Here is a 16237-nt window from a genome sequence, read left to right as displayed (position 1 = left end):
ACGCCAGGAGACGGCTTGTCATGGCTCCAATTTTTTTGGTATCGCTCAGAAGAGACTTGTTTAATGACCGTGCCTTTCGTCGAAGACAGCACATCCATCCAGCGCGCAGTAGTCGGATCGGTTTCACTGCCGCGCAAGTCGACGATATTGGTGCCATGTGCTGTCGCGATCCCAGTGTTCAAGGTGATTGCCAAGGCCAGCAAGCTGACATCCGAATACCCAAGAAGCCATTTCGGCGTAAACTTCTTGAAGTCCAGATGCTCCAGCACTTCCAATAACAGCTCCCCACCCCATGGAGGGATGATAGCGTCGACTGTGGAATCGCGCCAAATGCTGAGGAGTTCTTTTGCGCGGATGGCTTCAGGGGACGACTTGGCTTCTTTTTGGGTCCAGGCATTCGCCGTGGCTTTGATAGCAAATCCTTGCTTCTCCAACTGGGCTGTAGCTCCTTCAAGCAAATGATGAAGTTCTTCGGACACCCCTGAAGAAGGTGCCGTGACGCCGATGGTTCTTAACGCTCGATCGGGATAGCGGATCATCGTCTCTCCTCCTTACCAATTGATATAATTGAACAATACATAAACGATGCCCAGCAGTAAAGCGGCTCCAAAACCGGTTAAGACGACATGGACCAAACCGTCTACCAATAGATTCGGCTGCTTGTCGAGACGCTTGCCCTTGAACTGTGAAAAATCCGGCGGCGTTTCTTTCAAATTGCGTTGCTGGATGGACAGGTCATTTTCCTCGAATTGTTTGCTCATATATAAACACCCCTATAATTTAACATTTTTAAATTATTTTTCTTTTTACAATTATACTAAAAATTGTGCCAAGAAAACATGCTAGTTTTTTGCATCATATCCTATATTTTGGCTATAGCTCGATTTTTCGGGTATAGAGTGTAAGTAGCCATATTTTAAGGAGGAAATTGAAATGAAAACACTCGTAATCGGAGCAAACGGCAAGATCGGACAGCATTTGGTGCGCCTGCTTGCGAAACATCCGGATCACACAGTGAAAGCGATGATTCGCAAACCCGAACAGCGCCCGTTTTTTGAAGAGTTAAAAGCGGAAACAGTCGTGGCAAGCCTAGAAGGAAGCGTGGAAGAACTGCAAAAAGCGATGACTGACTGCGATGCAGTGGTCTTCACTGCTGGCAGTGGCGCTTCGACCGGTGCAGACAAAACGATGACCGTCGATTTAGACGGCGCGGCAAAAGCGGTTGAAGCCGCAGAACTAGCCGGCATCGATCGCTTCATCATGGTCAGCGCCATCCATGCCGATGACCGCTCCCATTGGACAAAGGAAATGACGCCTTACTATATTGCCAAACATCACGCCGATCGCATCTTGCAATCGAGTAGCTTGGCGTATACGATTGTCCGGCCAGGCTTATTGACAGACGATCCGGGAACTGGGCAAATTGCTGCTGGCGGGAAACTCGATCCCGGCAGCATTCCGAGAGAAGACGTCGCAGCTGTCATCGTCGCATGTCTTGAATCAAACGACCTCACAGACAAAGTATTCGAGCTGACTTCAGGCGACAGCCAAATCGAAGACGCCTTAAAACAAATTTGATGAAACGCAAAAGCAGGTGAAGAATTTCTCTTCACCTGCTTTTTTCACGCTTTTGTATACTCCTGGCCTTTCCAATTGCGGTAGCCGATCACCGCTTGGAAAACGAATGCGATCGAACAGACCACAATCGCGATATAGCCGAGTATCGTAATCGGCTGCATCAAAATCGACTGAACGACAAGCAATAGCATCAAAGCCGCGATTCCGAAATTGACGATATAGGGTTTATCGTAGTATTTCTTCGACGCGATCCCGACAAAAACCGCCACCCCGATAATTGCGATAAATAACAAAGTATCCATTGAATTCCATCCTTTTTTGAAAGATTAAGTCATTTTCTAACATCAACTACAGCTACTATAGCATAATTAACATTCGAAAAGCGGCTTGCTTTCGGCTGAAACGACAGCCAAAAACCCCCAATCCATAAATATTGGATCGGGGGTTATTAGTCAATGCGCTTTTAATTCCGCTACAAGCTTCCGGTAGTAGTCAAAATCGAATTCGACGCTTCCTTTTTTATAGAACCATAACACGGCATCTTTATCGCCGCGTTCGAGCATGTGCGTAATGACGGCTTTTGGGCTCGACACATCAACGCCTGCTTGGTCCGCTTCACGCAATTTCGTTAGCATTTCCTGTTTCGTAGCCAATTGGGCTTCCCCCTTTTTCATTTCGGCAGCTCCCTCAAATCAAGCAATACCGGCAGTTCATTGAAATCAGGGCGTTGCATCAACTGGATCAAGCCTGATGCTGTGTCTTCCGGGGTGCTAAGTTTGCCGCTGCGCTTATAATCGCGGAAATGCTCGATTTGCGGAAAATCCTCTTCCCCGCTTTCCCGGATTTTTTCTTGCATGCCGGTATCGATAATGCCCGGCGCGACCGAAACCGCTTTAAGGTTTTCATATTCAGCATCCAGACAGGTCGTGTAATGATCGAGACCCGCCTTGCCGGCGCAATAGGCGCTCCAGCCTTTGACCTGTTTTCTGCCGGCACCTGATGAAATATTGACGATGCGGCGCGTCTTTAAGGACTCTGTCCCGCGCAAGAAAGCGGAAGACAAAGCCATCGGCCCCGTCAAGTTCAAGGTGATGCTCTTCTCGATGTCCTGTCCATCATTCGCAGCGGCAAAGCCGATCGGTTCGACCGTTCCGGCGTTATTGACCAAAGTGACCGCGTCCGCCTCAAGTGCAATTTCTTTTGCCGCTCGTGACATGACTTGGGAAATCCCGGCGATATCGGTCAAATCATGGGTGATGAACAGTGCACCTGTCCAGTCTTCAGGCTGCGTGCGGGCAATGCCGATCACTTGATGGCCGGACGCTGCCAATTGCTTGCTGAGTGCAAGGCCGATGCCTTTCGAAGCACCAGTAATGATAAACGTTTCCATCTTCACACCTCCACTCCATTTTTCTCATACATGACTTCGCCTGCGACGACCGTCATTTCCACTTCGGCGTTAAGCAATTGCTCCTCAGGCCCTTCAAACAAGTCGCGGTCAAACACGGTGAAATCCGCATCGAAGCCTTCTTTGATCAAGCCGCGGCGATGCTCCATGCAAATAGCTTGCGCACTGCCGTACGTATACAAGCGAATCGCTTCGAAGCGGCTGAGTTTTTGTTCCGGCAAATATCCTTCATGCGTCTCTTCAGGCTTTCTGCGTGCAACAGCCGCAAACAAGCCTTGGCGCGGGTCGACTTCTTCAATCGGCGCATCGGAGCCACCTGCACAGATGATGCCCTCATCCAATAGCGTCTTCCACGCATACGATAACGCGAGACGGTCATCGCCGAGGCGCTCCACTACCCACGGGAAATCCGAAGGCACAAAACTCGGTTGTAGATCAAGCGCCACATCAAGACGCTTCAAGCGTTCAAGCAAGTCTTCTCTTAGCACCATCGCATGGATCAGGCGGTCTCTCTTGCCTTCAGGCGTTGGGTGAGCTTCGATCGCATCAAGCGCTTTTTCCATCGCGAAATCCCCGATGACATGGATAGCGACCGCTTCCCCGTGTTTTCTTGCGACCGACACGAGGCGTTTCAATTCTTCATCGGAATGAATCGCCACACCGCTAGTCGATGGGTCGTCTGTATAAGGGCGGCTAAGTAATGCCGTTCTGCCCCCGATTGAACCGTCAGCGAATAATTTCATCGGGCCTGGATCGATAAACGGTTCCAAGTAGTCAGCGTTCTCCATCATCTCCTCAAAAGCGATATGGGCGCGCAGCAAATGGGCGCGGAATTTCGTTTCCTTGCCGATGACATTATGGAAAGCTTGCAGCGGCCGTGAGTAATGGCCGTAATACCCCATATCTTCTGTATGGCCTCCTGTCAGCCCAAGCTTGAGCAAATCGTCGACCGAGGTTTTCAGCGCTTTCGTTAAATAATCGACACTCACTTCCGGCACAACATTCGCAACGAGATCCTGGGCTGCATCGAGCAAATACCCTGTCGGTTCACCATTTGTATCGCGCACAATGACACCGCCTTCTGGATCTTCAGTTTCTTTTGTGATGCCTGCTAGTTCAAGCGCGCGCGAATTGGCGAGCACCGCGTGGCGGCACACGCGTTTTAACATCATCGGCGATTCGCAGATGGCATCGAGTTCGCTACGGTGGAAAATTTTCCGATCGGGGAAATTGTTTTCATTCCATCCTTCTCCGATAAACCATTCATCTCCGGAATGGCCTTCCGTCGAGCGGATCAATTGCTGTTTCATTTCGTCTGAACTGTCGATCTTCGATAAATCGACGCGCATCAACTTTTCTCCGTGCTGGATCAGATGCAGGTGGCTATCGACCAGCCCCGGGTACATAGTACGTCCAACCAAATCGATTTCCTTATCGGCTAGTTGACGCAATTCTTCGTAAGACCCTGTTTTTTCTATGCGGTCGTCAGAGACCAGCACCGCTTCTACGGTCTCGCCTTCTGTTGCCATTGTATAAATTTGTCCCCCATAAATAAGCACCTTCATCTAAAACCACTCCTTTTCTCTTTGTTCATCATAAATATATTTTTCAGTGCATTCAATAAGTTTGGCCGGAAACGGCTAAATTTTTCTACGCCTGCCCGCTGATACAAGATTCCCCATTTATGATATACTATGCACAACTTTAGAAAGCTGAGGTGAGCTCCCGGACATGGGGGACGAATTGGACAGTATATTTTATCTTTATATCGCAACCGCAAGTATTCTTTTATTTTTTACCGCTTTTTTTGTTGGAGCGGAATTCTCCATCATCCGGGTGCGCTTGTCGCGCATCGAACAAGCCTTGTCGGAAGGGCGTAAAAATGCCAATTGGCTGGAAAAAATCAGCAATAATCTGGATTATTATTTATCCGTTTCGCGCTTTGGCATCGCAGTGACAGCAATCGGCCTTGGCTGGCTGTCAAAAAACATTGCCGAATTGCCTTCTGTACAGGCAGTGGCAGACAACGCCGGACCAAATGCGGCAGGCCCAATCGCTTATATCACTGTGCTCGTGCTGGTCTTTTCCATCCGTGCGATCATCGGGGAACTTGCGCCAAAAGCATTGGCGGCCCAGTACGCAGAACGCGCGGCCTTTCGCCTCGCCCCTGCACTGAGTCTTGCAGGCAGTGTATTTGCACCGATTCTATGGCTGCTTAACGCAGCGGCACGGCTCCTATTGCGGCCGCTCGGCATCCGGACTTTACAGCCGGAATACGGCCACTCCGAAGAAGACTTGAAGCATTTGATGCATGAAAGTTACCAAAGCGGTGAAATCAACCAGAATGAATTGGCGTATATGCAAAACATCTTTTCGTTTGATGAACGGCTGGCGAAAGACATCATGCTGCCGAGAACGCAAATGATTACCATTTCACTGGAAATGGAGCATGATGAATTAATGGAAATTATTGAAGAACATCAATATACACGCTATCCCGTAACTGAAGACGGCGATAAAGACGCCATCATCGGCTTTGTCAATATCAAGGAATTGCTGACGAGCTACACGACAGCAGGAGATCTCTCGAAAAGCTTGACGATCCATGACTTGCCGTTCGTCCATGACCAGGCGCCAATCCAGGATGTTTTGCTGCGCATGCAAAGCCAGCACGTCCATATGGCAATTGTCGTCGATGAATACGGCGGGACAGCCGGTGTCATCACCATGGAAGACATCCTGGAAGAAATTGTCGGTGAAATCCGCGATGAATTCGACCATGACGAAACTGATGATATCAAACGGATAGATCATCATAATTTCCTCGTCAACGCCCGGGTGTTGCTGTCAGAACTCGAAGCCCGCTTCCCGATCGAATTCGAAGAAAGTGAAGACATCGACACTATCGGAGGCTGGGTCCAGATGATGGACACGGACATCGCAGAAGGCGGCGTCATTGACTTGACCGACTTCCGCTTTATCGTGCGCGAGATGGAAAACCACCAAATCATCACTGTCCAATTGAACAAGAAAAACAAATCATAGAAAAACGGCATTGCTTGTCATTAGCAATGCCGTTTTTCTATTTACTTTTTATCTTCCAAGAGCGATTTTTCGTATTCGAATTTCTTCATCAGCATCTCACCGGTGTAGCCTTCTTCGATCAACTTCGCCAGTACCGCTTTCGTCTGGTCATCAGCTGCTTCCGGATGCTCATCGCGGTCGATTTCCACGACACTGTCCTCATCAGAGATCCAGTCGGAATAGCTGCCGACATACAGTTTCAAGCCTTCGTACTGTTTTTCGGCAAGCATGGCATACAGCGCAGCCGCCGTTACGCCGCTGCCGCAGTAGACCACCGCCGGCTCTTTCGGCTGCAGCAAGCCGCCGAACTCTTCGTCGGTCCGGAATGCGCCATTGGACACCAATTGCGACCAATCGTAATTGCGTGCACCCGGAATGCGCCCGGCGACGGCGTCGATCGGTTCGTTGATACCAGAGTAGCGCTCAGGAGAACGGGCATCGATCAAGACGCCCAATTCTTTGCCGTCGACGATTTGCTGGACGTCTTTACGCGTCGCAAGCAAGCCATCGTCAAACTCCGGCGTAATGGATGAAGCTGAATAGGATGTTGATTCTGTCGAAGTGGCAATGCCTTGCTGCTTCAGTTCTTCAAAACCGACACGGCTGATAAAAGCGTTTTCGAATCCGGCATAAGAAAGCAGCCACCATGCCCGCGCGGCATAGGGAGAGCCGCCCTGGTCATAGACGACAATCGAATCTGTTAATTCCAGGCCTGCTGCTTGGAATAATTGCGTCAGCTGTTCTTTACTTGGCATCGGGTGGCGGCCGTTTTCAGACGACATATCGGATAAATCGTTCTCCAAGTCCCAATGGATCGCCCCTTCAACATGTTCCGCCGCAAAGCTTTCGCTTCCCCATGCGGAATCCTTTAAGTCAAAGCGTGCATCGATCCAACGGTATTTCTCTGTATCTATCGTTTCAATAAAAACAGTCATATTATCCCCTGCCTTCCATCAATTTTTCGTGCAATTGCTTCCATTGAGCCAAAATTTCGCTTTGCTGCAACAAGCTGCGCTCCGATTCGATCTGCTCGATCGCCTGGCGCAACAGATGCTGACGGAGCCCTTCCGCTTCCTGTTCAATCCAGAATTCCGACCATTCGATCAATGCGGCTTTTTCATGCTCCAAGTAACGGCTTGCGTCCGGTTCCATCATTCCCTGCAAGGCGTCGCGCATCGCTTCTTTTTCGTTTTTCTCAAAAAAGCTCTTGTTGTTTTTATAATACGATTTAGCCGTGGAATAATCAGCATCGTCAAACGGCTGGCCCGCTTCCAGTAACTGTGCTTCTTTCACTTCATATGGAAGGAACGAAAACTCCGAATTCCAGTCCTTCAGTTTGGCAGCATCGTCTTTAAAGCGTTCCGTCAATTTCTTCTCGACAAATCGTGCAAGTCGCAGATTGGTCACTCTCATCTCCTGTTGGAAATCAAAAGCGGTCATTTCCTGCAAATCGCGCAATGCCGTATCAAGCGCTTGCTTCGAGGATTCTCTTGCGAATAGCGAAGGGTTGAATGCTTCCTTGAAGAAATCGTTGAAGCGGTAAAATACGCGTTGTTTCACATAATACAGCAATTCGCCGAGTTCTTGGCTCGCTTCTTGCTCCAATACCGGCGCCATCGTTTCGCTATAGCGTTTGCGTACTTTCTGTTCCAATTGCTTTAATTCTTCCAAGCGTTCGTCTTTGCGTTCCAAGTTCTTTTCGGTCGACTGAATCAAATTGCGGAAACGGTCCACTGTCTTCTGTTCTTCTTCCGACAATGACTGGACCGCCATTCCTTTCAATTCTTCTTTCAGGAAATGCTGGAAGTTTTCTTCGAACTCCGGCATGCCGGAAATGTCGCGGTCTTTCAAGGCTTGCAGGCTCGAAACACCGAATAGGCGCGGGAAGCGGATGCCGAAACGCTGCAATTCGTTGCCGACATAGTCGATGACTGCCTGTTTTTCCTCTTCATTATTCGCCAAATCGATGGCGTTGACGACAAAGAACATCTTATCCATTTCGAACGCGTCTTTCACGCGGCCGAGCTGGATCAAAAATTCGCGGTCCGCGCGGGCAAAGGCGTGGTTGTAGTACGTGATGAACAACACAGCATCAGCATTGCGGATATACTCGAATGCGACATTCGTATGACGCGCATTGATTGAATCCGCACCTGGCGTGTCCACCAAGGTGACGCCGTTTCTTGTCAGTTCACAATCGAAATAAAAATCGATTTCCTCGACAAAACAACTGCGTTCTTCTTTGGCGACGTACAAGCTGAATTCTTCGCGGTTTACGCGCAAGGTTTCGCCAAGATGGCCGGAAAAGGCTTCGTATCCGCCTTTGAAGGCCAGCAAGAACGATTTGTGGATTTGCTGCTCGGTCGTTGCATCGTCTGGCAGCGCATCGGTTTTCGCATAGGCCTGTTCCAATGTCTCCACATTCACGCCGAACACGGCAAATGAGTTTTTGACATCTTCGGTCATCGCCGACACGGTTTTCAAACGCACATCAGCGGTTTCATGCGGATGGGCGTCGGTAACAGGGCGAATCCGGTTGATGGTCGCAGTCGTCGGGTTCGGGGAGACCGGGAGCACCGTCTCACCCATCAATGCATTCGAGAACGAGGATTTCCCGGCACTGAAAGCACCAAATAAGGCGATAGTAAATTCCTGGCCTTCCAAACGCTTCGCTTTGCGTTTCAAATACGCTACTGTTTCCGAGAATCCTCGCACCGGCTCTAAAATATCGGCAGTTGTCTTCACGCGAGACAGTACTTGCTGTTCATCAAAAGATGCCAGTTCGTGTGTCGGGGCACTTTCGCCATCGTCCCATTGTTGCTGTTCTTCCTCTTCAAGCATCGATGGCGTGAATTCCACCATGTCTTCAGCTGACAAATGAAACGCATCTTGCCATCCGGCCACTTGTTTTTCTGCCGCGTCCATCTGCTTCGGCAAAATGGCGGTAAAGGATTTTTTCACTTTATCTATCGCTTCGTCCATTTCCTCGAGCGTGCGGATCGCAAGCACCTTTTGTTCAAGCGACTCGGATTTCATGTCGATCTCTGTTCCCGCATCGTCTGGAAGCCCTTCGAAGCCCTCCTTTTGGCGAGCTTTCCATGGATCGGTTTCCTGGATGAGCCAGCGCTGCACTTGAGCGGTCAGGCTCTTGCTGACATTGAGCACCGTATCCGCAGTCATCGTAGCCGTTTCGGGAACATTCTTCTCGACAACCGAGAACGGCAAGTCGAATTGCATCTTGTCGATTTCAAGCGACTCGGTGTCCGTCAAAAGGCCGGCTTCTCTCAGGGAGGTCTTCATCAATTTTTTTAAATGACCGGACATTTGTGAGTCGATCGTTTTCGACAGCTTGTCCTGCAAGTCTTGTTTACGGTTTTCCCGCTCTTCTTCGGTTTTCTTGCCGCTGAACAACAAGCCCACTTTGAATCCAGGTTGACGCGCTTCTATATAAGCACTGAGCGCATCCCTCACTTCATACGGCATGATATTGGCGTTTTCAAGCAGCTCTTTGCGCTTTTTCTCGAAATTCGATCGCCAATTGTCGTAATCCTGGACAGAACTGCGGCGCTTGATCAGTTCGTGTTCTTTTTTTAGGTCTTCGCGCGCAGCCCATTCTTCTTCAGACAACACATTCGCGAAAGCTTCAAGCCGCTCCGCTTTTTCATCTTCCAAAAACCCGATATGCTCATCTTTTAATTGACGAAGTGCAGACGCCGAAGCTTCGCCGAGATGCCCTTGCCAATTGTCCATAACTGAGGAAACGAGCTGTTTCACTTCTGGAAATTCATTGCCCGGGAAGTCATGGACTTTCAATGAAGTGAAAAAGATGCCTTTCGGTTCGACGCCCCAAGCGGCAAAACTATCCGCAACTGATTGCTGGAATTCCGCGAACGACATCTCGCTTTCCTGATGCTTATCGATTTGGTTAACGATCAAATAAAGATCCGTATATTTCTGCAATTCCTTTGTGAAATTGAAATTGAGTTCGGATTGCACATGGTTGTAATCCATCACGTAAAACACCATGTCGGCCACGTGCAAAGCCGATTCAGTCGACATCCGATGGGCATCGTCCGTTGAGTCGACGCCTGGCGTATCCATGACGGTGATGCCTTCTGGCAACACGGAAGTCGAATGCCCGATGTCGATTTGCGTGACGTCCCCGCTTTTGCAGAAATCTTTCACTGCCTGGAATTCATAGTTTTCAGGGAAATACACTGGACGGTCTCCCCTGCGGTTGACGATGGCATAGTCATTTTCTGCCTTATGGACATTGACGATGTTCGCGCTTGTCGGGATCGGGCTCGATGGCAATAATGTCTCGCCCGTCAAAGCGTTGATCATTGACGATTTTCCGGAGGAGAAATGGCCGGCAAACCCGATGATGAATTGGTCTTTCAAGATTTTGCGCGCAAATAATTCCGCTTTTTCTTCACGTTCCGTGTCTTCATTGTCTTTGAAAATCCGGTAAAGATGCGCTGTTTCGATTAATTCCTGTTTATGGTCTGTCGCTGTCATATGTATATCTCCTTCACCGTTACTTCTATTCATCATATCATTTTTTCCAGCAGAACGAAAAACATCCTTCCATTACTGGAAGGATGTTTCTTCATGAAAATCCGTGGATCGACATGCCACCATCGATGAACAAAGTCTGCCCGGTGATATAGCCCGCTGCATCCGATGCAAGGAACACGACAGGCGAAGCGACTTCCGGCAACTCCCCGACGCGCTTCAGCGGTGTCACTGCAAGGATCGAATCCAGGTATTCCTGATCCGACAGCAAATTCTCCGTAAGCGGCGTACGGAAATACCAAGGGCCGATTGCATTGACGCGGATGCCCCGCTCGCCCCATTCCATTGCCATCACTTTCGTCATTTGAATAATTGCTGCTTTGGAAGCCGCATAGACGACACCTGTTTTCAACGCCCGGTCGCCGCCGACGGAACTGACGTTGATGATCGAAGCCCCTTTAGTCATGTGTTTCGCCGCTTCCTGGGAAAACATGAATACGCTTTGCGCGTTGGTATCCATGATTTTATGCCACTCACTATCGGTCGCATCATCCAGTTTCGAACGAATATTCATTCCTGCATTATTGACTAGGATGTCGACCTTGCCGAACCGCTCAACCGCCGCTTCGACTGCTTTTTGGATATCGCCTCGGTCGGTCACATCAGCCACTGCATAGGATGTCCGATCGCTAGCCATTTCCCCCATCACTTGCTCGAGGTCGCTTTCGGTCCGTGCGACAAGCAAGACATTCGCCCCTGCTTCACCGAGTGCCAATGCAATCGCACGCCCGATGCCTTTGCCGGCTCCGGTGACGATCGCTGTCTTGCCTTCTAAACGAAAAGATGCCAACACAAGTAAATCCCCCTTTTAGTCATTCCTTATTCATCTTTTTGCTTTAATCCAATTGATAGATTTTTGCATATTTCGATTCCAAGTATTCGGCTAGATAATTTCCATTCAAGCCTTCGCCAGTCGCTTCTTCCAAAAGCTCAAGCGGCTTCTTGACAGCTCCGTGTTGGTGGACTTTTTCAGTCAGCCATTCTGTCACTGGGCCGATTTCTCCTTTTGCCAGCAATTCATCGAAATTCGGGATGTCTTTTTGCATGGCATTCTTGAACTGCGCTGCATATAGAAGCCCCAATGCATAGGAAGGGAAATAACCGAAGCTTCCGCCTGCCCAGTGCACATCCTGAAGCACGCCTTCCCCGTCATGTTCCGGTCGGATGCCTAGATATTCCTCGTATTTATCGTTCCATAAAGCTGGAAGATCCTTCACTTCATAGTCGCCGTCGAACAAGCCTTTTTCCAATTCATAACGAATCATGATATGGAGCGCATAAGTCAATTCATCGGCTTCGATGCGGATCAATGAAGGCTTTGATTCATTGATGGCTTTTAAGAATTCATCGAGCGCCACGTGTTTGAATGAATCCGGTGTGTAAGACAGGAATTTTTCGTAGTTATGGCGCCAGAATGATTCGTTGCGCCCGACAAAGTTTTCAAAGAACAATGACTGTGATTCATGGATGCCCATCGACGATCCGCCGTCGACCGGCAAACCGCTCAAATCATTGCTGATGTTCTGTTCGTACAAAGCATGGCCCGCCTCATGGATCGTGCCAAAGACGGCCGTGCGGAAATCCTCTTCATCGTATTTCGTCGTTACCCGGACATCGCCACGGTTCACTGCGATCATGAACGGATGGACTGTTTCATCCAGTCGTCCGGCTTCGAAGTCGTAGCCCAACTGGTTCAACACATCCAAGCTGAAATCCTGCTGGGCTTGTTTCGGGAAATGCCCATATAAGAATTCGGTGTTCGGCTGGTTTCCAGACTCCTGGATTTGTTTGACGAGCGGCACGATGCGCTCTCTCAATTGCCCGAATACCTGATCCAGTTGTTCGGTCGTGACGCCCGGCTCATACTGGTCGAGCAAAGTATTATAGACACTGCCGTTTTTTATTCCCCAATAGCCGACAAAGCGTCGAGTCGTTTCCACGAGCTGCTCAAGGTATGGTTGGAACATGGCGAAATCTGCCTGCTCTTTCGCCTCTTCCCAAACGGATTCCGCTTTGCTCGTCAAGATAACGAAATCGCGGTATTCTTTTGGCGGAATTTTGGCGTTCAATTGGTATTCGCGGTCAGCTTCTTCCACAGAGCGCTGCATTGCAATTGATAAACCGTCCTGTTTTTTCAGCTCAGCGATTAGCTTGCCATATTCCTCGGATGTCGACATCGCAAACAGGTCTGAAGACAAGGTCCCGATCGTCTCTGAACGCAAGTCTTGGCCTTTTTTCGGTGCGCCTGTCCGCATATCCCAATACAGCAAGGAGATAGCTTCGTTATAGCTTGTCATTTTCTGGTGTAGTTCCCTGAATTGTTGTTCCATTGACACAATATTCCTCCTTCTTTACCGGTCTATTGTATCATAAGGAGTCTTTTCCCTGTCCCATCAGCTTTTGAAAATTTCAGTTCTATAGGCAACTTTTCGGAAAAAGACAAAAAAATCAGCGGGGAAGTTCCCCGCTGATTCGTCACGTATTCTATTTAGCGATTTTTCGCCGGCACTGGCAAGACATTCTGCCAGAGGTGTTCAATGCGCAATTCCTCTTCGGTCAATAGCAAGTGGATTTCGCCGTGATCGGAAGAAGAACGGATGAGTCGTCCGACGCCTTGCTGCAGGCGCAGCTGCATGAACGGCAAGTCGATCTCTTCTAGCGGATGTTCGCTGAATTTACGTTTCGCGTCGAATACCGGATCGCTCGGCGGCATCGGCAAGTCGACGATAATGACTTTCGTCAAGGCATCGCCAGGCAAATCCATCCCTTCCCATAGATGATGGGAACACAGCACTTGGAATTTGCCTTCCTGGAAATCGCGCACGACGGACGATAGCTCACGGTCACCTTCGAACTCAATGGCAAGTGGAGAGTCTGTCGGCACTGCGCGTTTGAAAGATTGCATGGCAGCTTTTGATTTGAACAACACTAAGGTTTGTCCGCCTTCCGCTGCCAACTCCAGTACTTTTTGCGCTTTTGCTTGCTGTTCAACCGGATGCTTGAAGATCTCCATTACTTCTTCGTATTCAAATGGTGATGGCACCGAGAATGATTCAAAATTGTCGATTCCCAAAGTATCCGCGAGATAAGTGAAATCCTTCGCGACGGACAATGTGGCGGAAGAAAAGACGATCGGCAGTTTGCCATCGAATAATTTCTCATCGAGAATATCCGTCACAAGGCGTGGCATGATGACCAAGGTTTCAATTTCATCTTTTTCTTCAAGCCAACTGATTGCGTCGCCATTTTCGACAAACAAGCCCATCGAGAAGTTATACTGCTCGAAATACTCCTCAGCCAAATTGAGTTCATATTCAGGAATGCTGAACAATTCCCCCTCAAAGACGAATTCTTCCAACAGGCTGTCGACGGTGCGGATCAATTCTGTCCCGATGCGTTTCAGCAACGGGTCTTCCTGGATCGCTTTGCGGTCTTCTTCGCTTGGGATCAAGTTACTGCGCAGTACACGGAAAAACTCGGTATGCAAATCGATGGTCCGTTCAATGAGGCCAAGTGTCTTTTCACGGACGCCGTCGACCATGACTTTTTCCGTCACATCGTAAAGCGAGCTTTCCTGCACTTCATAAGTAAGCGCGCGCTGTGCAGCGAATTCCAGTAAGTGGCCTTCATCGAGCACGATTTGTGAAACTTCCGGAAGCAATGGCGCCTGGCCTTCGTGCTTGCGGTTTTCTTTCGTCCAAATATGCTCCATCAAGAAATCATGTGAACAAATGACCAGGTCAGTCGCTTCCCGGTAATGGTTGCGGTGCAAGGTCAATCCGCATTTATTGCGCATATCGCAAGCGTTGCAGTTTTGGATCGGATGGTAATTGACTTGCTGCCACTGGTCATCCGTGAGTTCCGGATAACTTGAGCGTTCGCCATATGGATACATCTGCTGCATCGAATAGGTTTTGTTGACGAATTCGGGAAGCGTGTCTTCGATATGGTCGAGAAAATCCGCTTCGCTGCGTTTTTTCGCCCCTTCGAAACGCTGCAGGCATAAATACTGGTCGCGCGATTTCGCAAGGCGCACGTCCAGGTTCAAATTGAACAATTCATCTAACCGGTCGATATCGCCGCCTTTTTTCACCAATTGCTCGATCAATGCCTCATCGGCACAAGAAATGAGCGCCGGCTTGCCTGTGTAGCGGGCATAGGCAATCGCTGGCAATAAATACGCCATTGTCTTGCCTGTGCCGACGCCAGCTTCTGCAAATAGCACTTGACGTTCTTTCAGCGCTTTTTCCAATTGAAACGACATGAAAATCTGTTCATCGCGAAGTTCATACCCTTTTTCAGGCAGAATATCGTAGAAGATATCCCCGATCCAGTCGTTCAATGAGTCAAAGAACGTTTTATCTTTGGATAACGGAAATGGCAATGCTTGTCTCATATAAAACCCCTCACAGAGAAACGGAAGGGCTAGCGCCCTTCCGTTTTCCTCATTTATTTTTTGGACGTTCTCCCCAGAATTGGAACAGGTCCGTGCGGATAAAGCCATTATATAATTTGCGTTTTTTCGTCGCTTTTTGGCCGTAGAGTTTTTCAAAGCCTTCCATCGAAGACAGCATATAAACAGACCATGTAGGGTATTTCGAGAACATTTGTCCCATATCCCCAATCATTTCTTCGATGACTTCCACTTCACCGATCCGCTCGCCGTACGGCGGGTTCCCGATGACAACACCGTTCTCTTCAGTTGTTGTGAAATCTGTCACTTGGCGCTGCTGCAAGCGGACAATCCCTGCAAATCCAGCTTCAATGACGTTTTCTTCGGCGATTTGGATCATCCGGTGGTCGATATCCGTGCCGAGAATATTAAGCGGCTGGTCGTAATCCGCTTGTTCTTCAGCCTCTGCACGAACTTCTTCCCAGATCTTGGAACCGATCCATGGCCATTGTTCGCTATCGAATTCCCGGTTATAGCCCGGCGCGATGTTCTGGCCGATCATTGCTGCTTCGATGACGATTGTTCCTGAACCGCAGAACGGGTCGACAAATGGGCGATCTGGGCTCCAGCGCGACAATTTGATAAGCGCTGCCGCTAAAGTTTCCTTTAGTGGTGCTTCCCCTTGCCCGACGCGGTAGCCGCGTTTATGGAGTCCGGCTCCGCTTGTATCGATCGATAACTGCACTTTGTCTTTCAGGATCGATACCTCAATCTTGAAGCGCGGTCCCGATTCATCCAAAAAGGCGTTGCGGTGATATGCTTTTTTCATGCGTTCAACAATCGCTTTTTTGACGATCGATTGGCAAGTCGGGACGCTGTGAAGTTTCGATTTGACCGATTTCCCTTGAACCGGGAATTCTGCATCGACAGGCAAGTATTTCTCCCATTCGATCGCTTTTGTCTGTTCGAACAGATCATCGAATGTCGTCGCTTCGAATTCGCCGGCGATCAATTTTACGCGGTCAGCGGTGCGCAGCCAGAGATTCGTTTTCGCGATATCGCGGGCAGTTCCTTCGAAAAATACTTTGCCGTTGTCTGTCGTCGTTTCGTACCCAAGTTCTTTTACTTCATTTGCCACGATGGATTCCAGACCCATCGCCGCAGTGGCCAGTAATTTATAACTAGTCATAACAACTTCC

Annotated in this window: 14 protein-coding genes; 2 read left to right on the top strand and 12 right to left on the bottom strand. The window is 49.1% G+C overall.

The features are described from left to right. Positions 1-539: LD-carboxypeptidase (locus ON064_RS02675; RefSeq protein WP_274623501.1), on the bottom strand; the 539-nt coding region annotated here is incomplete at its 3' end. A gap of 12 nt (positions 540-551) precedes the next feature. Beyond that, complete coding sequence (locus ON064_RS02670) at positions 552-761, bottom strand: hypothetical protein (RefSeq protein WP_058380604.1); 210 nt, start codon at positions 759-761, stop codon at positions 552-554. 172 nt (positions 762-933) lie between these two features. On the opposite strand from ON064_RS02670, the gene ON064_RS02665 reads away from it, so the two are divergent. Beyond that, positions 934-1578: an SDR family oxidoreductase gene (locus ON064_RS02665; RefSeq protein WP_274623500.1), complete on the top strand. Its 645-nt coding sequence runs from the start codon at positions 934-936 to the stop codon at positions 1576-1578. Positions 1579-1622: 44 nt separating this feature from the next. On the opposite strand, the gene ON064_RS02660 is transcribed toward ON064_RS02665, so the two are convergent. The 4 genes from ON064_RS02660 to ON064_RS02645 form a co-directional block, all read right to left on the bottom strand. Beyond that, positions 1623-1880 (bottom strand): hypothetical protein, encoded by a 258-nt coding sequence (locus ON064_RS02660; protein WP_274623499.1) that lies wholly within the window; start codon positions 1878-1880, stop codon positions 1623-1625. A 150-nt stretch (positions 1881-2030) separates the two neighbouring features. Then, positions 2031-2231: a hypothetical protein gene (locus ON064_RS02655; RefSeq protein WP_274623498.1), complete on the bottom strand. Its 201-nt coding sequence runs from the start codon at positions 2229-2231 to the stop codon at positions 2031-2033. A 17-nt stretch (positions 2232-2248) separates the two neighbouring features. Next, on the bottom strand, positions 2249-2968 hold the full coding sequence (locus ON064_RS02650; RefSeq protein WP_274623497.1) for an SDR family NAD(P)-dependent oxidoreductase: 720 nt from the start codon (positions 2966-2968) through the stop codon (positions 2249-2251). 2 nt (positions 2969-2970) lie between these two features. Continuing rightward, the gene (locus ON064_RS02645) at positions 2971-4551 is read right to left on the bottom strand and encodes an amidohydrolase (protein ID WP_274623496.1); all 1581 of its coding nucleotides are present in this window, start codon (positions 4549-4551) and stop codon (positions 2971-2973) included. Positions 4552-4717: 166 nt separating this feature from the next. Between ON064_RS02645 and ON064_RS02640 the strand changes: the two genes are divergently transcribed. Next, on the top strand, positions 4718-6031 hold the full coding sequence (locus ON064_RS02640) for a hemolysin family protein (RefSeq protein ID WP_274623495.1): 1314 nt from the start codon (positions 4718-4720) through the stop codon (positions 6029-6031). A 41-nt stretch (positions 6032-6072) separates the two neighbouring features. On the opposite strand, the gene ON064_RS02635 is transcribed toward ON064_RS02640, so the two are convergent. The 6 genes from ON064_RS02635 to ON064_RS02610 form a co-directional block, all read right to left on the bottom strand. Beyond that, positions 6073-7005: a sulfurtransferase gene (locus tag ON064_RS02635; RefSeq protein WP_274623494.1), complete on the bottom strand. Its 933-nt coding sequence runs from the start codon at positions 7003-7005 to the stop codon at positions 6073-6075. A 1-nt stretch (position 7006) separates the two neighbouring features. Beyond that, complete coding sequence (locus ON064_RS02630; protein WP_274623493.1) at positions 7007-10588, bottom strand: dynamin family protein; 3582 nt, start codon at positions 10586-10588, stop codon at positions 7007-7009. Positions 10589-10679: 91 nt separating this feature from the next. Continuing rightward, positions 10680-11438 carry an SDR family NAD(P)-dependent oxidoreductase gene (locus ON064_RS02625; protein ID WP_274623492.1) on the bottom strand — a complete coding sequence of 253 codons (759 nt, stop codon included), beginning with the start codon at positions 11436-11438 and terminating at the stop codon, positions 10680-10682. Positions 11439-11481: 43 nt separating this feature from the next. Further along, positions 11482-12975, bottom strand: a complete 1494-nt coding sequence (locus tag ON064_RS02620; protein WP_274623505.1) for a carboxypeptidase M32 — start codon at positions 12973-12975, stop codon at positions 11482-11484. 158 nt (positions 12976-13133) lie between these two features. Continuing rightward, positions 13134-15041, bottom strand: a complete 1908-nt coding sequence (locus tag ON064_RS02615) for an ATP-dependent DNA helicase (RefSeq protein WP_274623491.1) — start codon at positions 15039-15041, stop codon at positions 13134-13136. 49 nt (positions 15042-15090) lie between these two features. Beyond that, positions 15091-16227 carry a THUMP domain-containing class I SAM-dependent RNA methyltransferase gene (locus tag ON064_RS02610; protein ID WP_274623490.1) on the bottom strand — a complete coding sequence of 379 codons (1137 nt, stop codon included), beginning with the start codon at positions 16225-16227 and terminating at the stop codon, positions 15091-15093. Between the last annotated feature and the right edge of the window lie 10 nt (positions 16228-16237).

Source organism: Planococcus sp. A6, from assembly GCF_028823615.1.
Classification (GTDB): domain Bacteria; phylum Bacillota; class Bacilli; order Bacillales_A; family Planococcaceae; genus Planococcus.
This window is presented reverse-complemented; position numbering and strand designations above follow the sequence as displayed.

Bases quoted from the DNA above. Each gene is read 5' to 3' on its own strand.
- ON064_RS02670 (WP_058380604.1), bottom strand. From the start codon at position 761: ATGAGCAAACAATTCGAGGAAAATGACCTGTCCATCCAGCAACGCAAT.
- ON064_RS02665 (WP_274623500.1), top strand. From the start codon at position 934: ATGAAAACACTCGTAATCGGAGCAAACGGCAAGATCGGACAGCATTTG.
- ON064_RS02660 (WP_274623499.1), bottom strand. From the start codon at position 1,880: ATGGATACTTTGTTATTTATCGCAATTATCGGGGTGGCGGTTTTTGTC.
- ON064_RS02650 (WP_274623497.1), bottom strand. From the start codon at position 2,968: ATGGAAACGTTTATCATTACTGGTGCTTCGAAAGGCATCGGCCTTGCA.
- ON064_RS02645 (WP_274623496.1), bottom strand. From the start codon at position 4,551: ATGAAGGTGCTTATTTATGGGGGACAAATTTATACAATGGCAACAGAA.
- ON064_RS02640 (WP_274623495.1), top strand. From the start codon at position 4,718: ATGGGGGACGAATTGGACAGTATATTTTATCTTTATATCGCAACCGCA.
- ON064_RS02635 (WP_274623494.1), bottom strand. From the start codon at position 7,005: ATGACTGTTTTTATTGAAACGATAGATACAGAGAAATACCGTTGGATC.
- ON064_RS02630 (WP_274623493.1), bottom strand. From the start codon at position 10,588: ATGACAGCGACAGACCATAAACAGGAATTAATCGAAACAGCGCATCTT.
- ON064_RS02620 (WP_274623505.1), bottom strand. From the start codon at position 12,975: ATGGAACAACAATTCAGGGAACTACACCAGAAAATGACAAGCTATAAC.
- ON064_RS02615 (WP_274623491.1), bottom strand. From the start codon at position 15,041: ATGAGACAAGCATTGCCATTTCCGTTATCCAAAGATAAAACGTTCTTT.
- ON064_RS02610 (WP_274623490.1), bottom strand. From the start codon at position 16,227: ATGACTAGTTATAAATTACTGGCCACTGCGGCGATGGGTCTGGAATCC.